Below are 20,533 nucleotides of genomic sequence, written 5' to 3' on the forward strand. Positions count from 1 at the left end.
GAATCAATCCGTTGTTAATTCTTGTTTCCGACGATACCAACGGTCGTTGATTCGTATGACATCCATACCGAACCACACACCGTTTTCGTTCAGTTTCGTCTTTATTCTTTCAAGTGCTACCGGTCCTAAACCCCAGATTTCCATGAGATATTCCTCGTTGAGCTGAATCAGGTCGCCGACATACAATATCCCATGAGATTCGAGTTTGCTTCTGACTATAGGCGTCATTTTCATGCTGAATATCGGCTGTGAGAGATAATGCACCTCTTCTGCCTGAATGTTGTCCAAGGCTATCTCAAGCCCTTCTTTGACTCTCTGGACAGAATTGATGTATTCTTCCTGCTGTTGGATTTTAATTTCCTGTTGCTGTATCTCATCACGCAATTCAGAAGCCTTCCTTAAAAGTTCGGCATTGCTTCGCTTCAATTCGTCATTAACATCCGTCATCGACCGGTTGTTTAACTCAAGTTCCTTGCGTTTGCCGTTCAACTCCTTGACAACTTCCTCCAATTTGGCAATCTGGCATCTCAGAGCCGAACCTTTCCCATTGTCTGCCGCCATGTTATCCAAAAGGTAGCTGAAGCGTTGAATCAGATAATCAATGTCCTTTTTATCAGACGCAACAGAATCGGCGAGCTTTTTCAGTTTTTGCCGAGGTGATTCATCTTTGATGGGATAGTATATGAGGAAAGCCCCCAATACCATCAATACTATACAGAAAAGCATATCTATATTCATATCGTTGCACATTTTATTTGTTCATGGTAATTATAGGCCGCAGCTTATGCGCCTGTGTCTTAGGTGTCTCCTGCATCGCGCCGCTTCCTGTCGAGTAAAGCCACGCTTTCGCCGTCTCTTGTCCGGACACTTCCGTCGATGTCCAGTACCAGCAATCGTATTCATCCAACGGCAACGGATGACCGCCGCACCGTTCAATGACAGGATTGACGGTTTCCCGGACAGCATACAGCAACCGCATCTGTGCTACCGACGGGATATAGGCACTCTGTCCGTACCGCCACAGGTCAAAGACCGCTTCCGCCATAGGCGAAGCCGTCTCCCTTGTGTCGTACAGCGCAAAGGTGTTCATGTTCCCGTCCAATGCCCCGATGTCGGCCGACGTCCCTTGTGCGACACCGAGGCTGTCGGCGAATGCCGCCGGAGCAATGTCCCACAGGTAAACCGCATAGCCGTTCCCTTCCGTTCCTTCACGGCGTTCGGTATCAAAGACAACCGCTATTGCCCGCTTCCCCGATTGTTCATACTGCGCATAGGACAATGCCGTGCCGTCCTCGCAGAGAATATGCCCCGGACGTACCGCCGTATCGGGTACGTCGATATGGGCGTCACAGGCAGCGCACAATACCGCCGCCACTACCATTGCAATCCATTGAATCTTTCGTATCATGTCATTTTCGTTTTTTTGTTTTTCCTTTATTTTATCGGCAGTTTTACACCCAGCACGATACCTGTCCGCAGCAAATCCGCCCCTTTTATCATCATGTCACTCTTGACCTGCCAGTACAGCGTCCATCCCGACCGCAGCTCATAATTGTGCTCGTAACCCACATGGATTCCGGCAAGAAACTTGTTCGTGTCGCTCCCTGCCGAAGCTCCGATACGCAAGTTGCCGTAATGGTTGCGTCCACGCACCACACAAGGTTTGTACGCCACACCGAAACCATAAGTGCGGTAGTTGCGCCAGAAGGATTCCGGACAAATATGACCGCAAGATTTACATTCCGTCCATTTCAGATAGCCGTTGGCGAAGAACTCCCACGCATGACGGTAGTTCATTTCATGCTCGTAAGCAAGCGTTACGTCCATGCCGTTCTCATACAGCAATCCCACGCCGAGCGAGAGGCGGCCGCCGTTGCGTTGCGCATGGGCATTGGTGGCAAACCCTATGCAGACAAGCATCAGTAACAAAACTGTTTTCAACGTCTTTTTCATCGTCATTCCTCCTCCAATAAAGCGGTGTTAAATGAATCGGCCGACAGCACATCCTCGTAGTCGATGTTCAGGCTGATATTGCGCCCGCTGATTTGTTGTTCCGTCATTTCGATAGTCAGCAGCTTGTCGTTCGGAAAGGTCATCTTTTTCACGACAATCACGTTCCGGTAGCCGTGCTTGAACGTCTTGCCGTGTTCCAATACCAGGGCAGGAGTCAGCTCGATGGTCTGCGCGTTAGTTGCCTTCGAAAGTTTCTTGTCCGACAGTTTCACCCGTATCTCGTCGATGTCGAAACGGATGTTCGTTTTGTTCTCGATGGAAAAGTCGATGAAGAAGTAGTCGCCCACCGAGTAAATATTGTTCAGGCGCATCACCATTCGGTGCGCCTTGGTCGCCACGTTGCGGATTTTCGCGGGCGAGTTCCACACCCGTCTTGCAAAACGCACCATGTCGGCTGTGGACATCGAGACCGTAGGATTGTTGTAGGCATCCCGTTCCTGTAGCTGAATTTCCTTGTCTGCCACCGCCTCGCTTATCCGCGTGGTGTAGATGAGTGCATACTGCGTGCGATAGCGTTCCGTTACGATGGTGACGATGGCCAGCACTTCACCGTCCTCGTGTCCCGTCTCTTTGGGCTTTAACCGGATGATGTTCTCAATGGGTTGGTCGCCCGCCACCTTGTCTGTGGAAATATCCACGAAGCGGACCGGTTCCGAGGCTGTGATGACGGTCGTTACCTGTTCATTGACAGTCAGCCGTTCCATCTCTTCGTATGTACGCTGAGCCTGTGCGTTCCGTGTGGCAAAAAGTCCTGCCGCCAGAAGAAATGCAGTTATAATTATTTTCTTGTTCATATCGTTTCTGTTGATATTTTTTATTTTTTTATTTCTTTATTTCCCTTATTTCGCTTTCTTTAATCCCATGACCACGTTCCAGTTCCTCCCGAATCCGTCGTCCGGCAATTTCGCAATACGTCGGTTCAATCTCGAATCCGATGTAATGCCGTCCCGTGCGGATGGCGGCAATGGCGGTCGTACCCGAACCGATGCAGTTGTCCAGCACCACATCGCCCTCGTTGGTATAGGTGCGCATCAGGTACTCTATCAAGGCTACCGGCTTCTGTGTCGGATGATAGAATGCTCCTGTCTTGTGTTCCTTGGGTATGGAAATGACAGAGGTCGGGTACTTGTCTTCGGCAACACGCACCGGAGCCAGTTTCATTTCACCGTAACAGCGGTTCGTGAAACCGTCCGTCTTGCGCCGTCCATGATTTTTCCGTTCCGGTGGACACGGCATCATCTGAGGATGATATACCGGCTGACGGTCGTAGAACACGATGATGTCCTCATGCTGGCGTAGCGGCATCCGGTTGGCATTCAGGTGACCCGTTACCCGGTCTTTCCGCCACACGAGGTTATACCGCCACATCCGGGGTTGCGAGAGCATGAGCCGCGCCGAGAAGATGCCCTGCGCAAAGAGGATAACGGGGCTTCCCGCTTGGTGATCCTGCGGTACTGTTCCCACAACGCTTCGAGCGGTATCTGCCTGTCCCAGTGTACCGCCTTGTTGCTACGGTTCAACACGCCGTAAGGCAAATCCGCTATCACGGCATCGACACTGCCGTTCGCCATGAGCTTCATGCCCTCGATACAGTCCATATTATATATGTTGTCAATCTCTATCATGGCTTCCGTTTTTACTGTTTCTCACGTCCGTTCACCAGATAGACGAAAGTGCCGTATTTCAGCTTTACCTTATTTTTTTTGATAGCTTTGCCGATGGCATTGCTCGTTTTCTGGTAGGCATTCGTAGCGGCTTGCATTCCCCATTGCGAGAGACTGTTGCCGTAACTGCCGGTATTCATGTTCAGATTCCCCGACACCGCACCGCTTGCCACATCCTTGCTCGTTTCCCGGAACTGGCTGTTCGGTACATAAAGCCCCTCCATGCCGTCCGTGTCGTAAAGGGACAGGCTGACCTTCACCAGTTCGTCCTCGATGAGAATGCTGGTGATGTTCCCCTTCACACGCCCCGACGAGAAGCCGCTCATGGTGGCATACAGATACGACCCTCGTTTGACCACGCACTCGTTGATCTCCACGTCGTCGAGCAGACGCAACCGCACACGCGAGCCGTCCACCGCTTTGATGTCCTCGTCGATAATGGCCTTTATCAGTTTCGGTTCACGGGCATTGACCGCAAGCGTATTGAAGTAATCCGAAGCCGTCTTTACCTTGCGTACCACTTCGCTGGGCGGTTCGTTCTCTGACGGGGCTTTTACCGAACGGCTCTCTTCCTCTATTTTTCCCTTAACCTCTATGGTTGCCGTCGGGGGTTGCGCCGATGCGGTACTGTCCGTATCGGTCGCCGGTAATACCTCATTGCGTCCTCTCAACCTTGCTTCGGCAAGGGCTTTCTCCAGTTCCGCGAGAGCTTCTTGCTCGCGCGTCTTGGCATCGGCAATTTGCGCTGCCGCAGCCTTTTCCTGCTGTTGCTCATCGAGCAGGGCGATGTCGTCCACCGTGTATTGCGATTCATATTCTTCCTTGTTGTCATCGGGTTCATCTCGTTCTATGTTATCCACTGCGGAGTAATCCTGTATCTTACCCCATGATTTGGCCATGTTCTCGTACTTGCTGCCTATGCCGTCACCGCCTTTAAGCCGGGCATCCGGCAAATCGGGGTTCAAAAACTCCGTTGTCTGCAGCGTCTTGTCCGGAATCTCCGCCGTTTCGGTCTGAAACAGGTCGAAGATGAAGTACGATGCAACCAGAAGCGGGATATACAGGACAGCCGGAAGCATATACTTCGGCTCCCTGAAATTGATTTTATCAAATATCTTCATCATACATCTTTTAATTGAGTTGTACATACTTGCCTTCAATGCTGCAGTTTTTCAGCACTTCTGCGTTTTCCACTCCGAATGCGATCAGGATGCTGCCGCAACCGGGAGAATCGCCGCGTGTTCCGTCCGGGCGGTAAAACCGGATGCGGTGGCGCAGGAATTTCATGCCCGTCGCTTTCTCGAAAATGACGTCCTGAAACATTTTGGAATCGCAACGGTTGAACAACAGCGCGATGCCGTTGCCGTGTTCCGCCAACTTTCGGACAAACTGTTCGATAAGGGGACGCGAGTACGGAGGATTGAGCCATACACGCCCTTCCCATTTCAGGGACAATCCGTCCATGTCCCGGTCATACATGACCTCGGCGGTCGGCCACAACGGACGGACAGGGGCGCAAGGGTCAAGGTCGAACCTGCCTAACGCTTTCAGCACCTCCTTCGGGGTGTACCATTCGTCCGACGAGCGGACTGATTTTTCAAATCGTGTATTCATAAGCACTCCTTTATTGCGGTTCATATTTCTTGTTCTCGTTCCGATTTTCCCTTATTTCACCCCCTTGCAGCCTCTTGTGTCTTTCCCGCAGCACCGAATCCTGCATTTCCGTCGCCGTGCGTGTCGGCCGGCTGTTGCGGTATGCCATCGTAATGCGATAGATGTTCCAAGTGAACCCTCCGATAGCGAAACCGAAGACGATGACCAGAAAAAGTATCCGGTGCGCGTTGGCGAATCCCTGTACCTTGGCGGCAGCCTTGTCGATACGTGTCGCTTGGGCGAACTTTCGTCCGGCGGACACCTCCCGCTCGTAACGGTCTTTGTATTTCGGATCGTTCTTGTCCGGCATCTTTTCACCGAAGAGCATCCGCCTGAATCCCTTGATATTCATAAACTCCGTTGTTTAGTAGTTGATCTTCGTTTTCTGTTCGATGTCCTTGTTCAGCAGGGTACGCCAGTTCACGATAAGCAGCCCATGCGGATTGTTCTCTGTTCGGGGTACACGCTTGAGCTGTCCTGCCGTCACCAGTTCACGCATCAGGATATTGCTCCGTCGCTCGATGCGCTGCCGTCCGTAGTAGGTGAACTCCATCTTCTCCTTGTTGAAAGCCACGCTGTCGCAATAGATGGAGAACACCGAACTCGTACCCAAAATGTTGGAGTAGAAACCCTTTTCCTTGAGCGTGTTGTATTGTGCCAACCCCGTCTCATCGACTAAATACATCGCTTTTTCCATCGTATAGCGGATATATTTGTCATCCGGCGGTAACGTGAAAAAATAATGATGAAACATCTCCACATGGCTTTTGGCTTCCACATCAAGCGTTTCGTCCATTGTCGTGCGATTCACGAGGATAGGCACGTTGCCGTCCAGCACATACACCTTCTTCTGCGCATCCGAGACCATCGTCCGGGCTGTCCAGATGCTTGACAAGCTGATGATGACACATCCCACGAGAAAAGCGGTACAGATGATGCCCACCAGTCTGATTTTGTTTTCCAAATTCTTGATGACCATCGGTTATTCCCTTTTACCGTTCAACATCTGTACATATTCCGTGTGCAGCATGGGTATGACCGCATCCCGAAGTTCCGTCAAAAGATTCTCGAACTCCGCCGAGAATATCTCCACGTAATAGCCCTGCATCTCCACATGGACAAGCACCCACCAGATTCCTCTTTTGCGCTTACCAGCGTTCCGCTGCAGCAGGGCAAGACGCAGCTTGTACGTTAGGTACGTCACTAAGGGGGCGATGTACCGGTCGTCGTACTCGAAGGCTTCGTCCAGTTCTTCATACTGCGGGTCGATGCGGTGGTTCTCCGCCACCTCGCAAACCTCTTTTCTCGCTCGTTCCTGTGCAAAGGACATAAATTTCTCATCCTTGCACCAGCTTTTGATTTTCTCTTGCAATTTCATGTTGTTATGATTTTTATTGGGTTTATATTATCTTTTGCGGATTATCTCATGATGCCGCCCAACCCTCCGGTTGCCGTCATCTTCGCCTGCTGTGCCACGCCCTCGCCGAAGTTTCGGGTAGAGAATGCCGTGTCGCCCTCCGGTATCATCCATGCCGCCAAGTCCGGAACAAGGTTCAGGCACTTGAGAGCTACAATCGAAGCCGCCATCAGGTAGCCCGCCGAGAAGAACGAGTTCTGCAGGTAGGCGGCCATCGTCTGCTCGCTGGCGGTTATCGCCGTCAGGTTCTCGATTTGGATGCACAATACAATGTCAAAGAGCAGCAGCACGTAGAAGCCCACGAAGTAGAGCATCGCCCCGTAGAAATGCACCGTCAGATAGCGTGTCAGCCACTTCGCCCAAGCACCTTCCCATTTTGGCAGGATGCTGAACGCCCACTGTATCGGCCCGAAAATCGTCAGCATTCCCAACAGGATTTGTTGGCAGTAAATCGTAGCCCACCAACCGATTCGGAACACCACGAGGGCAATCAGCATGATAATTTTGTCTATCCCCACGATGACACCTGCCGTCAAAGACGTGAACCACAACTTCGCCGCATCCTTTTCCATGTTCGTCACTTCGTCCACACCGGTCTGCTCCATTGTCGCCTCTATCAGATTGGGATCGGATGTGCCTGTGTGGGCGACATCCGCCTGTGCCTGCAGGTTCGTGTACATCGTGTCACGCACATGGATGAGCTGCTGAACTTCCTCGAACCTGTCCGATATCTGTGAAGCTTCGGCTTCATACAGGTCATGGGTGTACGAACCTATGCAGTTAGGGATGTAGGACAGGAAATCGAGAAAACACCAGTTGTTCCGGCTCCCCGCCATACCCGTGTCCGCAGGCGGATACCACCAGCAGATGATAATCGACACGGCAAGCGGCCTAAACAGCTTCATCACGTCCAACGGCTCGTGCTTTACCATCATCTTGTAGGCGATACCTGCCGCCATGACGATGGAGAACAGTGCCGCGAGTGCCATGCACATCTGCAATATCCACCAAAAAGGTCCCTGCGCACCGGTAAAAGTCGCGTCAGTCAGAAACTCGTTGGTCTGAAAGATGACATCATCTATTTCCTCCTCCAACAGGTTGATGCCGAAATCCGAAAGTATATCTCCGTTTGCCATAGCCCTGTCTTTTTATTTCCCTCTGTTTACACTCTCGTTGTCATCTTCGCCGTTTCCGTTGCTGCCCGATTGCGAACCACGCACCGCAAGGCGTGATTCCTGCCACCGGCTCATGGCATTGCGGACAATACCGCCTTTATGCAGGGTACGGTTGTCCGTTGCGTTCAGCAGTGCATTCGTCACCGTTGCGTTCTGACGCTTGGCAAGGTAGCCCACTAAAATCTCGTTCTGCCGTGCCACATCCTCGTAAATGCGCAGATACTCCTTCTTTCGCTGGGCATTGGGCATATAGGCGTCTTTCGTGGCTTTGATGGCACACTGATAGACGTGGTAGTATTCCGTCCACCGTTCCTTGTCGGCCGGAGTGCCACCGGACAGGAGAATACGGTCGATGTTGCGCCGGAACCGCTCCATCTGTCCGCTGACCTTATCGCCCTCGGCAAGCCATGCGATGTCCACCTGCCGGTCGGCAACGTTCAACGCCTCGACCTTCGCCCGCTTGACCAAGGCCGAATCAATGGCTTCCGCTTCGTCCACCTGGTTGTAGAGATTGATACCGGCAAGCGTGCGGAACGAGAGCTTGTTTTTGGCCGCTGCCGACTTCTTGTATTTGTTGTGCAGCACGGAATAATAGAGGTCGGGCGAGAGTGCGCCCGTACCGGTCTCCATGACCGTTACCTGATTCTGCTTCGGCGAATCATGGTTGTACGTTACATACTGTGCGTGTACGGCTGTCGTTACGGTGACCGCCACCGCCATGAGTAATAGTTTTCTGTTCATATTCTTCTCTTTTTGTCGTTAATAATCCAGTCTTCCGGCTCCGCGCCAACGCCCGAAGGCGTCATCGAGAATCTCCCGCATGGTGCGGGAGCGATATACCTTTGCCTTCCAATAGCCGATACGCACCTGTATATACCGCCATGTCTCGAAATACGCACGGTTCAGATGCCGCTCGATGTTGTCCAATGAGCGGTTGATGGCCTCCAACACCATCAGCAGGTCGGAGGTCGAGCAGGCTGCCGCTCCGGTGGCATACAGCACGAGGTCGCTCACGGACTTGTAGAGCTGTTCCCCCTCACGGGCAATCGCCCTCAGCCCCCTCGCATTGATGGAGATAATCAGGGTATCTGCGGATTCGATGCGTCCCCGTTTCAATATCTTCGCATTGAAATCCTCCAACAATGATTTATAGTCGCCGATACGGTCGCTGACCGATGTGTAGGTATTCTTGACGTTCAGCACCGTGTGCAACGACTGGTACATGACGTCGATGACATCGAACGCACGGGTGTACCGGTCAAGGTCGATATTCAGCTCTTTATAGCCCCCGACTTCCTTACAGCTGTATTCGTGCAACAGTTTGTTGCTGTACTCCAAGGTACTGCGGGCCAACAACAGGCTGCGCTGCTTCTTGTGGTCGTTGATGTAGGCTTCGACGGAGACTATATCGAAAGTCCACTGCGCCTTGGCGATACCGGGCAGCAGGAAGAGCAGCAATGCGGCTATCCGTAAAATGCGTTTCATGGCCGCACCTCCTTTCCGCCGTTTCTGCCGCCATCGTTCCGAAACGTCCGTGCGCTCTCCACCCAGCGGTCATGGCATTCCTCCACGAGCGTCAGCCTGCGGCCTTCGTCCGTGTCCAGTCCGGGCAACACATCCTTCATCACGTCAAGGATGCTCCGCTTGTAGTGCATCATCTTTTCCAGCGATACCAAGTCGGCGTATATCCTTGTGATTCTGCTGTCCACCTCCCTCGCGATTTCGAGGCGGTCGCTCGACCACAGCAGATGGTACACGTCGCCGGACGGAGTTTCCTCCAGCGGTGTGCTGCGGGCGTATTCCGTCGTGATTTTGCAGGACGGGTGTTCACGGGCGATTTCGGCGATGCGGTCGTTCACTAATTTGGTTTTCTCCGCATCCGAAAGCCCCGGATCGAGTGTCAGCACATCGGCGACGTGCGTGTCCGTATAGACCGAGGTCAGTTCCCATTGGATTTGGATGATGGCACGGTGAATCTTGATGCCGAGAAAATATTTCGGCTTGCGGGCAATCGAGACCGTAGCTTGAATGTGATGATGCCGTTGATGTTCGGCATTGTCGCCTTGCGCACATACGAATAGCCGTTCCACGATCCGCCGTCCTGCCATGTCAGGCCGTAGGCAGCCTTGCAGTCTTGCATGATAGCTGGAATGCGGTAATAGTCATCCGTCGCTACGCTGTTGTCGTCTGCGGCTTCCGACTTCGCCTGAGCATAGTCGGACTGTTTCTTCTTCCACTCCGCGAGTTCGCCTTTCAGACGGTCTATCCGTGTCTTGTTTGCATTATACTGCTGTCGGTAAGCCGCCGCATCCTCAATGCTCGCCGTACTGATTTTCTTCAGCAGGACAGCGTTCTCGTTTTCCAATGTCCCGATTTGCGCTTCAAGATTGGCCGCTTGGCTGTTTGCCTCGTTCAACAGCGCATCCAGTTCCGAAAGGTCGAGGTTGTTTTCCGTCACCGAGGTCTGCATGGCGCACTCCTTGGTGTGGGCATTCAACGAGCTGCCGCATTTACGGCACTTGTATTGTGTCGAGCCCTGTCCGAGCGTAACCCCGTCGGAACAGGTCACGCTGATGGTCACGCTCTCGCATCCCTTCAATTTGGCGGCGTCCGTTGCTTGGTAATAGTTCCGCGTACCGGAAGATATATAATAGGTGTAGCCGTCCTCGTTTTCGTTGAACTCCGCAAGTCGGACATTCAGTTGCGCCCGAAACGTATTCAAGTCCATCGAGTAGGAATCGAAGACTTCCTCATAGACAACTTCTTCCTTATTCCAGCTTTTGCTCACATGGATTTCGTATGCGTATGCCTTTTTGGTCTGCTTGTTTTTCTTGCTGATGATATAGGCACTCATCCAATAGTTGATGCTGTAGCTGAACCCGTCGTTCTGGTTGTTCAACTGCTGCACGCGGTTTCTTGACCAACCGGCATATCCTTCCGAGTTGGCAAGTACCTGTTCCCGTTGCGAGGCGTTGGGATAGAAATTCGGGTCGCTCGTGTTGAACCGCACCCATGCGCCCCCGTTCAGGATGCTGTTGTCGTCCGTCGGAGGATAGTAGTCGCACAGCGATACGCTCCCTTGGTCACGCCGGGCAATGTACCACCGCTGCGTGTAATAGTTCCCCATCGCTTCGTCCAGGTAGTCGGTCATCCATGCCGTGAGGTTGTAGTTGCTGAAGTTGAACAGACCGGCCACGTTGTCCGGACCACCCACCATGTCAATCAGCAAGCCGCCGATGTCATGTTCCGCCTGCTCGAATAGACTCCCGTAGTGTTCATACAGGTTGCCGATTTCTTCAACCTTTCCGCCCATCAGGTCATGGAACGAGCTGCTTTGCAACAGGGCGTCACCGAGATTGGCAATGCCTGCCGTTGCAAGGCCGACACCCGTGTTATAAAGGTTGTCGAGGTCGCTTTTCAGGTTCTCGTGCGTGAAGTTGCCCGGTATGTGGGCGAAGTTGTCCATCATCCGCTGCCAGTCGATGTTTCCCGTTTCGGAGAGCTTTAGCAAGGGGGCAATCTCCGGATTGATTTCGAGAAAGGCGATGTCCGAAAAGGTCAGCGTGCTGTTGGTCACCACGCTCTCGAACTGCATACACAGACTTTTGGTATCGTCGCAGACTTTCATCAGGTAACTGCCCCAATAGATAGCCGTTTGCGGCGAATGGAGCATCTGCTTCGCCACCACCCATATCTTGGGCATGATTTTCTCCGCCACCATCCGGTAGATGCGCCGGTAGTAGTAGTTCTCCGTGCGGCTGTTCCAGATGCCGAGGTCGCTCAGGGCTTTATGCTCCAAGAACTTGGCCGCGAATATCCCGGCGGTAGCGACCTCCGCTGCCGTGTAGTGCTTGAGGATGTCATCGACCTGCTCCCGGTAGTACCCTTCGGCGACCGCTTCCGTACCGAAGGCGGCCACCATCGCCGCAACGGTACGGGTGTCGTAGTTCACGCTGTAATACTGGGCGTGAACCGTCTGGCAGAGTGCGACCGAGGCGATGGTCAGGATAAGGAGTAGTCGTTTCATGGCTGCAATGCTTATTTGGATTCATACACGGGACGGAGGTTGAGCACACGCCCCGTCTCGTTTACTTTTTGTGCAAAAGGCAGGGACTTCCCGATACCGCTGGCATCCCAGTCCCGGCAATATGCCTCGATAGCTTCCTGGTGGCTGCACCGAAGTTCCTTCTTGTAAAGCTTCAGTGCCTCCTTTTCCGCCCGTTCGGTCGTGTAGGTCATGTAGCACTCGTGCGGCTCTTCCACGCCATACACGCCGCTGGTCGTCCCCCGGCGGATGAACACTTCGCGGAAGAAGCTGCGCCCATCCTTGTTCTCCAAGCGGTTGATGGTAAATATCTTCTTGCAATCCACCTCGGTCAGACCAAGAATCTTTCGGATTTCGTCAAAGCGTTCCTTGAACTTGCTTTGATCCAGCAGCATCACCACGTCCGAGTTGTTGATGATGGCCTCCTTCACGATTTCGCTGCCGATGATGTCCTGTATCTCCTGCGTCACCACGCCAACAGAAGCCCAAAATTTACGGGCGGTCTTGTACATGAACTTGATGTATTCCGCCATGAGCGGGCTGGCAATGGCCTTCCACGCTTCCTCGATGACAAGGACTTTACGGTTCTTCTTGATGCGCATTTTCTGCAGGAACACGTCCATGATAATCAGTGTGACAATGGGAAACAGTTTCTTATTTTCCTTGATTGCATCCACTTCAAAGACAATGAATGTCTCGTCAAACAGTGCCGAATCCACTGTCTCGTTGAGAATTTTCTCATACGCACCGCCCTTGTAGAACGGCTGCAGCATGGTCGAATAGGTCGAGTAGCTGATTGTCGTGATGTCGTTTTCGGTGCAGATCTGCTCCAGACGGTCGAATGAGTAGTCAAAGAATGAGTTGAAACTCAGCTCCGTCACTTTGAGGGCCGCCCGCCGTGCCTCAAGCACCTCTATCTGTTTGCGCACCATCTCATCCACCTCTCTGGGTGGTTTGTTTGGGTTCTTTCGGCTGGCCGCCGCAAACAGGTTTTTCAGCAGTACCTCCCGTTGCTCGTCGGTGTATCTTGTAAATCCGTTGAAATAGGCATCATAGTAGTCTATGATTATCTGCTCGACAATGCGGAACTCAATTTCGGGGATTTGGCTGTCCGACCCTTTCCAAATCATCAGGATAAGGTTCTTGAGGAAGTCTATCTTCTCGATGTTGTATTCCTCCCGGTTGATGCGAAACGGATTCATCGTGATAGGCCGTTCTTCGGTATAGCTGATATACTTGCCGCCCAGATACTCGCACAGTCCCTCGTATGAGTTTCCCGTATCGACCATGACCACATCCGTTCCCTGCTCATGGAGCTGGCGCACGACCGAGTTGATATGAAAGCTCTTGCCACTCCCAGAAGGCCCCAGACAAAAGAAATTCGAGTTGTCCGTCAGCTTGTTCTTTCCCTCTTTTCCCGTGATGTCAATAGCCACCGGCACACCCTGACGGTCGGTGTAGTAAATCTTCAGCGGTGTTTCCTCGCTGTGCAGCACGCGCTCCTTGTACATCAGGCACATCGCCGCATCGGAAAGGGTCAGGAAACGGTCGTATTCCTCATTGAGCGTGTAGCAGTTGCCCGGAAACGAACCGACGAACAGTTCCAGTTGGTTGTACGCCCGCTTGCTGATATGGATGCCCATGCGCCCGAATGCGTTTTCCAAGTGGTTCGTACACTTTTGCAGGTCTGCACCGGCAGATACGGCTACCACCATGTTGAAGTGCGTATATACCAGTTGCTTGCTTTCACGGGCAATGACCTCCTGCACACGCTTGATGTCCTCGACCGCCATCTGGTTGTTCGGGTTCGGAATACTCGCGTGGCGGTTCTTCTTTTTGTCGAGCATCGCCAGTTCCCGTTTTTGGTTGGGTAGGAAGATGACTTGGTTATAGACCACCGTCTCGGCGTCCGGTATGTTGTCCACCACCGAAGCCAGATCGACCGGCATTTCCGTGTTGTTCACCTCGATGTTCGTGTACGGACGTATCATCGAGGGCAGTGCGGCACAGTCCACGTCCACAAGGCTGTACACCTTGCAGCGTTTGTCGCCCATCGACACCGTTTCATCGTCCGCCTTGAAGTTCGTCATCGACACGGTGCGGTCTTTGAAGTTCATGGCGAAGTAGCGGTCGACATACTCGCTCGCCTCGGCTTTGTTCAGGAACCTGGCCTGTACGCCGCTGTCATGCAGTTGGTCATGCACCTTGCGGATTTTCACGAGGAAATCGCGCCACTTCTTGTTGTCGAACGAGAACAGGCGGCTCTTTTTCGCCTCCTGCGTGATGGTCAGGTAGCAAAGGCTGTCCGTGTAGGGACGCCCTTTGAAGTAGCGGAAATACGACGCCGACAGGAACTCCTGCCCGTCAGCCGGTTCGCTTGCAAACTGTTTCCTGACGAAGATATCCTGCTTGTGGATGGCGTACCCTTCGCCTAAGGTCTGCGCAAGGGCGGTGAACAGGTGCGTGAAGTCGTAGTAGCTATCTATGTCCGCCGAATATTTCTGTACCGGATTCTCTATCTTAAGTACGGCGGAATATTCGCCGGTCTTGGTGTACAGCACACCCACACCGTCCGTTTCCTCCGCTGAGAAATAGATGTCCTGAAAGATTCGCTTGCGCTTGCCGCCCGTACCGAACGCATAGACCGACAAGGCCATACCCGCGCACAAAGCGACAAAACATAAAATGATGTATAGGGTCATTTCGATATACGTGTAATTAAATAGGGGCAGGTTCGCCTTGCTTCAAGACAAACCCGCCCGCGTTCAACAATCAATAAAGCCATGCACATTGCCGTGATGGTTTTTCTTTCGTCAGATCTTGCGCGAGTGGGCATACACATACACACCCGGAGCGACCTTCTTGCTATGCAGTCCTTTCCGCTGTTTGAGAAGGATGAGCACGATACCGACCGATACGACGGTAGCCAGCACGACAAGCCCGGCAATGAAACCGAGCAGGCAGTAGGCGGCGACAAAGCCGACAATGGCTCCGCACGTCGTCACCGCCGCCCAATATATGTACCGGCCTTGGATGCCCAAAAACTCAAGAGGCCGTTGCAGTCCCTTGAACAGCGGATAGTCCGGATAGCGTTCGTCCTTGCTTTTCATACTTATCCTTGATGTTTAAGCGGCAATACCGAAGAACAGAGGCAACGCCTTGGCCGCCGCAATGAGGAAGATACATGCTCCCACGACCATCATAATCTTCTTCTTGACGTCCTGCTCCTCGTTGTTCATGGCGATATATACCGAGATTGCACCCACGATGGCCACAACGCCGGCAATGGCGTAGCACAATTTCACCATAATAGGCACATACTTGGCAATCTCATCGGCGACAGTGGATAATGCGCTCGTACCGGCGGAATAGTCGCCTGCGGAGTTCTGCGCTTTCGCCACCATGCCGGACAGCAGCATGAAGGAGAACATCATTACTTTGGTAGGGATTCCGTTGACGAATCCGAATGCCTTGCGGCACAGCTGTTTGGTTTTCTGAAACATACGTTTACTTTTTTAGTGAATATTTTATTTGTCTGCGACCTGATACAAGTAAGGTTATATGCGGTAGCCGAAGAAAGCCGGGAAAACATAGAATGCCCCGATCAGGAACAGGCACGCGCCGACAAGCGTCATTATCGACTTGGTGATGCCGTCCTCGCCCGTGTTCATCTTGATGTATATCTGACAAACGGACACGATGACGTAAACCCCGGCTATGGTGCAACAGATATACTGGACATAGAGCATCATCGTCACCACGAAGTCGTGCATCGTGGCCAACGCGTCCGCTCCCCAGCTATAGTTCACGCTGCCGCTTTTGGCAAAAGCCGTGTAGGGGAACGGGAGGCACAGCGCACATAGAATCTTTTTAGCTTTCGACATCTCACAACCGGTCTTGAATTGGGTTCCACTTTATTTCCGGTCGGTTGTCTAACCGTCCCTTGGAATCATAGCCTTGTACATCTCCTCCGACGTGCGTGCGTCCGACAGGTAAGGCGTGGTCTCTTCCATCTGTTCCTCCGCCTCGGCCTTCAGCCGTTCCAGTTTCTCCTGCGCCGTTCCCGGTTTGTCCTTGATGTCCTCCTCAGGGGATGTTTCGGAAGAGGTAGCCGTACTTTCCGTCTCGTAGTTCTCGCTACCGATACTGAAGCCGCTCTCGCTTTCCGTGACAGCCACACTCTCTTCCTCTTCCGGTGCGCCGAGGTCGAAAACTTCCTCGTCCGGTTTGTCCGTCCCCTTTTTCCCGTAGAGGTCATGCGCTATGATGACGGCGTAGTAAATGATGTAGGCAACCGTCAGGACAATGGCAAAAATGAAATATGAGTTCATGTATTTAGTATGAATATTAAAAATTCGTATTAGTATGATTTTGCAAAGAAACGCACGAAATATAAAACCATAAAATAATTGAGCATTAAACATCTGTTTCGTTAATGAGATTTGTGTAAGTTTCAAAAATCGAACTATTAAATCGTACTATATTGCAGTCTCTATGGTGGGAAATGGAGAAATCGGGGCATAAAAAAAGCTCTCGTGGTGGAGAGCTTTAGGTGGCAAAAGAGAACATTGAATATCAGCGTTTCTTTCCGCGCAGGTAGTCGTTCAGGTCTTTGTATTCCGCATAGTGGCAAGATTCATCGCTGACACGTCCGCCATACATCCCGGCAATGGTCTCTGTGGTTCTCTGCCCGGCAAGGTCATTGTCGAGATAACAGTGAATGTCCGAATACTCCTGTAAACGTGCCAGCGTCTTTTTCAAATTGTTTACCGAGTTCATCACGAGGTAGTCGCATGGTATGGCAAGACAGACCGTCCGGTCGCCTGCCAGTTTCAGTGTCATATAAGAAAGAAAATCCATGAATCCCTCGAAGACACAGACGTTTTCCTGTGTCTCTTCTGTCAGATGTCTTATCAATGAGATGTCCTTGTTATTCAGGCATCCCTTGTAATAGGCGTTTCGCACCTCGTAACCGCCTGATATATTGCCGAATGCGAGAGCGAAGTAATGACGGCCTCGCAGTTCGTAATGCACCTCCTTGCAATACATACGGCTGATGTCCGCGTCGATAAGCCGGGATTGGAGGTAAGAGAACAGGGCGTGATGACGGAGTGGAATCACGATCACGTCTTTCATTTCAGCCTCCACCGGTCGGGGTGGAGCGGTCAGCATACGGGTTCTCGGTAGTGATGCGCCATTCACAAGCCTCTCTATATACGCCAGGGCCTCGCTCACGCAGTCCGTCCGGCAAATGTATTTTGCCAGTTCCACCAGGTCGCCACCGGTCGCCTCGCCGAAATCGTACCATTCATTGATGCGGTCATTCACTTTGAACGACGGGGTACGCTCGTTCCGTAACGGTGAGAGATACCAGTATTGTCCCGATTTTATGTGCTGCGTATGGTGACCGAGACGTGCCAGAAAATCCACGATACGCACTTGTTTTGCTTCTGCTATGGTCATGTCTTTTTTCTTTCACTTGGTTTCACGAAAATGGTTTAGTTTAGTTTTTTCCTATATATATAAATACTAAAGTAAACTAAATCATACAGGCCCGCGCCCGGCATCATTCTTCATCAAAAAGCATGGCCTCGGTAGGCGTCATGTCATAATAGAACAGCTTGTCCCGTTTGATGATGAGCTTGAGGTTGTCTATCAGGTATTGCATCAGTTTTATCATGACGCTCCGACCACGTTTGAACCCGATTGCCTCATAGGAGACCATCAGGCTTTGCAACAGGTTGTCGAATCCCCGGATAGGCTTTTCCCCGAAAGCGGCGGAGAGGGCTTCCCGGTGCTGTTCGATGCTCAGCTCCGTGAACCCCGTCCGAGCCTTGGGCTTCGGGGGCTCTCCGAACGAGTGTCCTTCCGCAATGACGGGCAGCCCAGTCTCGTTGATGGTGAACGCAAACGGCTTGAACTCCTTTTCCCGGATATGGAGCGCATGGACTTCGCTGATACCGGGATTCTCGTTGCTCTTGCTGATGACAAGCACGGTTTCCGCCTTGTTGCTCATTTCCGTACCAATGTGTCCCCGCACATTATTATCCCCTTTGTTCAAATGGAGTACACAATGGATATGCAGGTCGTACCTTGAAGACCATTCCATCATCCGGTTGATGACTTCCACCGATTCACCGGTGCTGTTGATGTCAAGCATCAGGTCGCGGATGCCGTCAATGATGACCAGCCCATAGCCTTTGTTCTGACGCAGCGCATAGTCGATGACCTCGACACGCACCGACGGCGAATATTCACGCAGGCAGAAGAAGTCGAGATTCTCCGGGTCGGTTGTCGTGGGCAGCCCGGCCAGCCGCAATATGCGCTCCAATACCGAGCGGCAATGGAAACGGCTCTGTTCCGTATCGACGTACAGAATCCGCTGTTTGCCTTCGGGCAGATGCGCACGGTAGTTCAACACTTGTTTCCCGGCCAATGAAGCGGCGACAAGCGCAGAGACATTAAACGTCTTCTTCGACTTTGCCTTTCCTGTCGATGCACTGAAATTGCCGAGCGTGGCAATCGTCGAGTTGTCTATCCAGATGATTTGCGGCGGGGTCTCATAAATGTCCGTTGCCTTGATTTGCGAGGCCAGAAGGATGTCCGACAGGCGGTGTTCATCCATTCCCATATCGGCTGAGCGGTCAGTCTTTCTTTCGTTTTCCATTGCGTCTCTTATTAAGGAACGGTTCTGTGGCGGCGGCTTCCGTCGCCATGCGCACGGCCTCGTTCACTGTAGGTTCATAATTCTGCAACAGCCATTCGTCCAATTCCTCCTTGGCGAAATAGACCATTTTACCGCGCGGTTTGTAGTGCGGTATCTCCTTGCTCGATGTGAGCTTGTACAGCATACTTTCAGAAACCCCGATATACATACAGGCTTCCTGAAACGTGAACACTCTCTTGGTCGTGAAGATGGTATTTTCCAGCAACGTGATACGCTCCAAGAGACTTTCGACCGGTTCCAATTTCTTTAGTACCGATTCGATGGCGGCGAGCCGTCCGCTCATCCGCTCCATGAATGTCATTCTATTCGGCATAATAACATGGTTTGATTTTTGACAATGGAGATGCAACCTCCGTTATGCAGCGCGCTAACGGAGGTCAAAGGTATGTCCGGTAAACGAAGATGCCGTGATTTGGGGAATGATACTATGCGCGTATCATTGCAACTCTCATGCTTTTACCTTTCACATACTTCGCTTCTTGTCACTTCCTGTCATTCTTTCAGCCGGTCAATGGTCTTTCGGATGCCGTATGCGACCGATGTCATGTTGTTCTTGATGGATGACAGCGCGGAAGACAGGGTCGATACCGAAACGGAACGTGTCCCGTCCTTGGACTGCAGGAATGCACCCTTGCCGAGAACATTCTGCCACCGGGACTGGATAAGCGAGTTTTCAAGAAGCGCGTCGAACAGGATTACCACACGGCGGATATTGTTCACTCGGATGGAAAAGCCTTTCTTACAGGCGAAAAGAGCTCCATGTCTTCAATGCGTACAGAAACACAGAACAGATGATAAGTATTGGCACAAGCCACAATACTTTCCATCTGTTCCGGGGTAAAATCACAGCCAAAAGAAAGGGAGAGATCTGCCGGTCGGTCAATGTGGGGCGGACCGAGCGGAGGCAACGATTCCGAGGTATCATACATCCGTTTCAGCTTCATGCACTCGTCAAACGTGAAATTCGGCGTAGCAAAGCAAATCTGGACGAAACGGGCGTACTCGGTCAGCAGCCCCTTGACGATGTGGATGTTCATTTCGTGGCAGTTCCGGCAGGCCGCATGGTCGCAGTCTATGTACCGGTGTCCGTTTACGAAATCGTCCACATAACGGTGGTACTGTTTACCACCCGACACAACATCGTGGAGATAAACTGTTTTTGCTTCGGTTAGCAGGGCGAAAAGTTCATTCGCCACATCCTTCTCCGCAGCGAAGTGCTGCAGGTGTTGGCTCCCTCCAAAAAGAGAGAAGGCCGTCTTCAGGTCTTTTCATGTCGATTTACCTTTTTGAGTTTATAATATGTGATGAAAGCATTAACTTCGGTTGCGTTCACAACCGGAGCAATGCCATAAATTGATGTTTGTAAATTAGACATGAACCACATAGTGCCGTCAATTAGTGAAACAAACCGTTTACAAGATTCACTGCCTCGTCCTTCTTCTTGTTGATAATCTTGGCATACACCTGTGTCATTTTTACGTCGGCATGACCGAGCAACTTCGAGACGGTATATAAATCCGCGCCGAGCGTCAGCATCATGGTGGCGAATGTATGCCGGCTGGTGTGATAGGAGAACCGCTTGGAGATTCCGGCTGCTTTCGCCCAAGGTTTGAGCTGCATCCTGATTGTATTGGCGGACGGCAGGTCGAACACATTATCTTCCGATGATTTTCCCCCACGTTCCGGCATCCACTTCAACGCTTCAGGAGAGAGGGGCAGGTAAATAGGCTCTTTGGTCTTTTTCATGGACACGGCCAAACGGTACTGTCCCCGGTCAACGAACACGTCTTTCCATTTCAACTTGATTATATCGCTGATGCGCAATCCGCAGAAGCAGGT

Annotated in this window: 20 protein-coding genes and 4 pseudogenes; all 24 read right to left on the reverse strand. The window is 51.9% G+C overall.

The window, feature by feature from the left end:
• Nucleotides 1–3 precede the first annotated feature (3 nt).
• Complete coding sequence (locus JCM17102_RS16115) at nucleotides 4–738, reverse strand: DNA-directed RNA polymerase subunit alpha C-terminal domain-containing protein (RefSeq protein ID WP_005944229.1); 735 nt, start codon at nucleotides 736–738, stop codon at nucleotides 4–6.
• A gap of 13 nt (nucleotides 739–751) precedes the next feature.
• Nucleotides 752–1,408 (reverse strand): hypothetical protein, encoded by a 657-nt coding sequence (locus JCM17102_RS16120; RefSeq protein ID WP_004301332.1) that lies wholly within the window; start codon nucleotides 1,406–1,408, stop codon nucleotides 752–754.
• Nucleotides 1,409–1,434: 26 nt separating this feature from the next.
• Complete coding sequence (locus JCM17102_RS16125) at nucleotides 1,435–1,959, reverse strand: hypothetical protein (RefSeq protein ID WP_004301333.1); 525 nt, start codon at nucleotides 1,957–1,959, stop codon at nucleotides 1,435–1,437.
• The gene (traN, locus tag JCM17102_RS16130) at nucleotides 1,956–2,807 is read right to left on the reverse strand and encodes a conjugative transposon protein TraN (protein WP_005944228.1); all 852 of its coding nucleotides are present in this window, start codon (nucleotides 2,805–2,807) and stop codon (nucleotides 1,956–1,958) included. The genes JCM17102_RS16125 and traN overlap by 4 nt, the downstream gene beginning before the upstream one ends.
• A 28-nt stretch (nucleotides 2,808–2,835) precedes the next feature.
• Nucleotides 2,836–3,638, reverse strand: a pseudogene (locus tag JCM17102_RS28000) (DNA-methyltransferase).
• Between the two features lie 11 nt (nucleotides 3,639–3,649).
• Nucleotides 3,650–4,801 (reverse strand): conjugative transposon protein TraM, encoded by a 1,152-nt coding sequence (traM, locus tag JCM17102_RS16140; RefSeq protein ID WP_018452180.1) that lies wholly within the window; start codon nucleotides 4,799–4,801, stop codon nucleotides 3,650–3,652.
• 7 nt (nucleotides 4,802–4,808) lie between these two features.
• Nucleotides 4,809–5,291, reverse strand: coding sequence for a DNA N-6-adenine-methyltransferase (locus JCM17102_RS16145; protein WP_005944225.1), 483 nt, complete (start codon nucleotides 5,289–5,291; stop codon nucleotides 4,809–4,811).
• 10 nt (nucleotides 5,292–5,301) lie between these two features.
• A complete protein-coding gene (locus tag JCM17102_RS16150; RefSeq protein WP_004301338.1) occupies nucleotides 5,302–5,682 on the reverse strand; it encodes a hypothetical protein in 381 nt (126 codons plus the stop codon).
• Nucleotides 5,683–5,694: 12 nt separating this feature from the next.
• Nucleotides 5,695–6,309, reverse strand: a complete 615-nt coding sequence (traK, locus tag JCM17102_RS16155) for a conjugative transposon protein TraK (RefSeq protein ID WP_004301339.1) — start codon at nucleotides 6,307–6,309, stop codon at nucleotides 5,695–5,697.
• A 3-nt stretch (nucleotides 6,310–6,312) separates the two neighbouring features.
• The gene (locus tag JCM17102_RS16160; RefSeq protein ID WP_004301340.1) at nucleotides 6,313–6,708 is read right to left on the reverse strand and encodes a hypothetical protein; all 396 of its coding nucleotides are present in this window, start codon (nucleotides 6,706–6,708) and stop codon (nucleotides 6,313–6,315) included.
• 41 nt (nucleotides 6,709–6,749) lie between these two features.
• Complete coding sequence (locus JCM17102_RS16165; RefSeq protein WP_004301341.1) at nucleotides 6,750–7,883, reverse strand: hypothetical protein; 1,134 nt, start codon at nucleotides 7,881–7,883, stop codon at nucleotides 6,750–6,752.
• A gap of 12 nt (nucleotides 7,884–7,895) precedes the next feature.
• Nucleotides 7,896–8,663, reverse strand: a complete 768-nt coding sequence (locus JCM17102_RS16170) for a DUF5045 domain-containing protein (protein ID WP_004301342.1) — start codon at nucleotides 8,661–8,663, stop codon at nucleotides 7,896–7,898.
• 18 nt (nucleotides 8,664–8,681) lie between these two features.
• Nucleotides 8,682–9,407, reverse strand: coding sequence for a hypothetical protein (locus JCM17102_RS16175; protein ID WP_025075909.1), 726 nt, complete (start codon nucleotides 9,405–9,407; stop codon nucleotides 8,682–8,684).
• Nucleotides 9,404–11,949 (reverse strand): annotated as a pseudogene (locus JCM17102_RS28005) (hypothetical protein). The gene JCM17102_RS16175 and the pseudogene JCM17102_RS28005 overlap by 4 nt, the downstream one beginning before the upstream one ends.
• A gap of 11 nt (nucleotides 11,950–11,960) precedes the next feature.
• Nucleotides 11,961–14,669: a TraG/VirB4 family ATPase gene (locus JCM17102_RS16185; RefSeq protein WP_005944216.1), complete on the reverse strand. Its 2,709-nt coding sequence runs from the start codon at nucleotides 14,667–14,669 to the stop codon at nucleotides 11,961–11,963.
• A gap of 111 nt (nucleotides 14,670–14,780) precedes the next feature.
• Nucleotides 14,781–15,077, reverse strand: coding sequence for a hypothetical protein (locus JCM17102_RS29860; RefSeq protein ID WP_005944213.1), 297 nt, complete (start codon nucleotides 15,075–15,077; stop codon nucleotides 14,781–14,783).
• A 15-nt stretch (nucleotides 15,078–15,092) separates the two neighbouring features.
• Entirely contained in the window at nucleotides 15,093–15,470 is a 378-nt protein-coding gene (locus JCM17102_RS16195) for a DUF4134 domain-containing protein (protein ID WP_004301347.1), read from the reverse strand.
• Between the two features lie 54 nt (nucleotides 15,471–15,524).
• Nucleotides 15,525–15,851 carry a DUF4134 domain-containing protein gene (locus JCM17102_RS29865; RefSeq protein WP_004301348.1) on the reverse strand — a complete coding sequence of 109 codons (327 nt, stop codon included), beginning with the start codon at nucleotides 15,849–15,851 and terminating at the stop codon, nucleotides 15,525–15,527.
• 1 nt (nucleotide 15,852) lies between these two features.
• Nucleotides 15,853–16,298, reverse strand: a pseudogene (locus JCM17102_RS28010) (hypothetical protein).
• A 244-nt stretch (nucleotides 16,299–16,542) separates the two neighbouring features.
• On the reverse strand, nucleotides 16,543–17,430 hold the full coding sequence (locus tag JCM17102_RS16210; RefSeq protein WP_004301350.1) for a DUF8464 domain-containing protein: 888 nt from the start codon (nucleotides 17,428–17,430) through the stop codon (nucleotides 16,543–16,545).
• Nucleotides 17,431–17,533: 103 nt separating this feature from the next.
• Nucleotides 17,534–18,634 (reverse strand): AAA family ATPase, encoded by a 1,101-nt coding sequence (locus JCM17102_RS16215; protein WP_004301351.1) that lies wholly within the window; start codon nucleotides 18,632–18,634, stop codon nucleotides 17,534–17,536.
• The gene (locus tag JCM17102_RS16220; RefSeq protein ID WP_005944205.1) at nucleotides 18,612–18,986 is read right to left on the reverse strand and encodes a helix-turn-helix domain-containing protein; all 375 of its coding nucleotides are present in this window, start codon (nucleotides 18,984–18,986) and stop codon (nucleotides 18,612–18,614) included. The genes JCM17102_RS16215 and JCM17102_RS16220 overlap by 23 nt, the downstream gene beginning before the upstream one ends.
• A 200-nt stretch (nucleotides 18,987–19,186) precedes the next feature.
• A pseudogene (locus tag JCM17102_RS28015) lies at nucleotides 19,187–19,890 on the reverse strand (hypothetical protein).
• A gap of 199 nt (nucleotides 19,891–20,089) precedes the next feature.
• The coding region (locus JCM17102_RS16235) for a site-specific integrase (RefSeq protein WP_025075912.1) at nucleotides 20,090–20,533 on the reverse strand (444 nt) is incomplete at its 5' end.

The organism is Bacteroides faecichinchillae JCM 17102 (assembly GCF_000614145.1).
In the GTDB taxonomy this organism is placed as follows: domain Bacteria; phylum Bacteroidota; class Bacteroidia; order Bacteroidales; family Bacteroidaceae; genus Bacteroides; species Bacteroides faecichinchillae.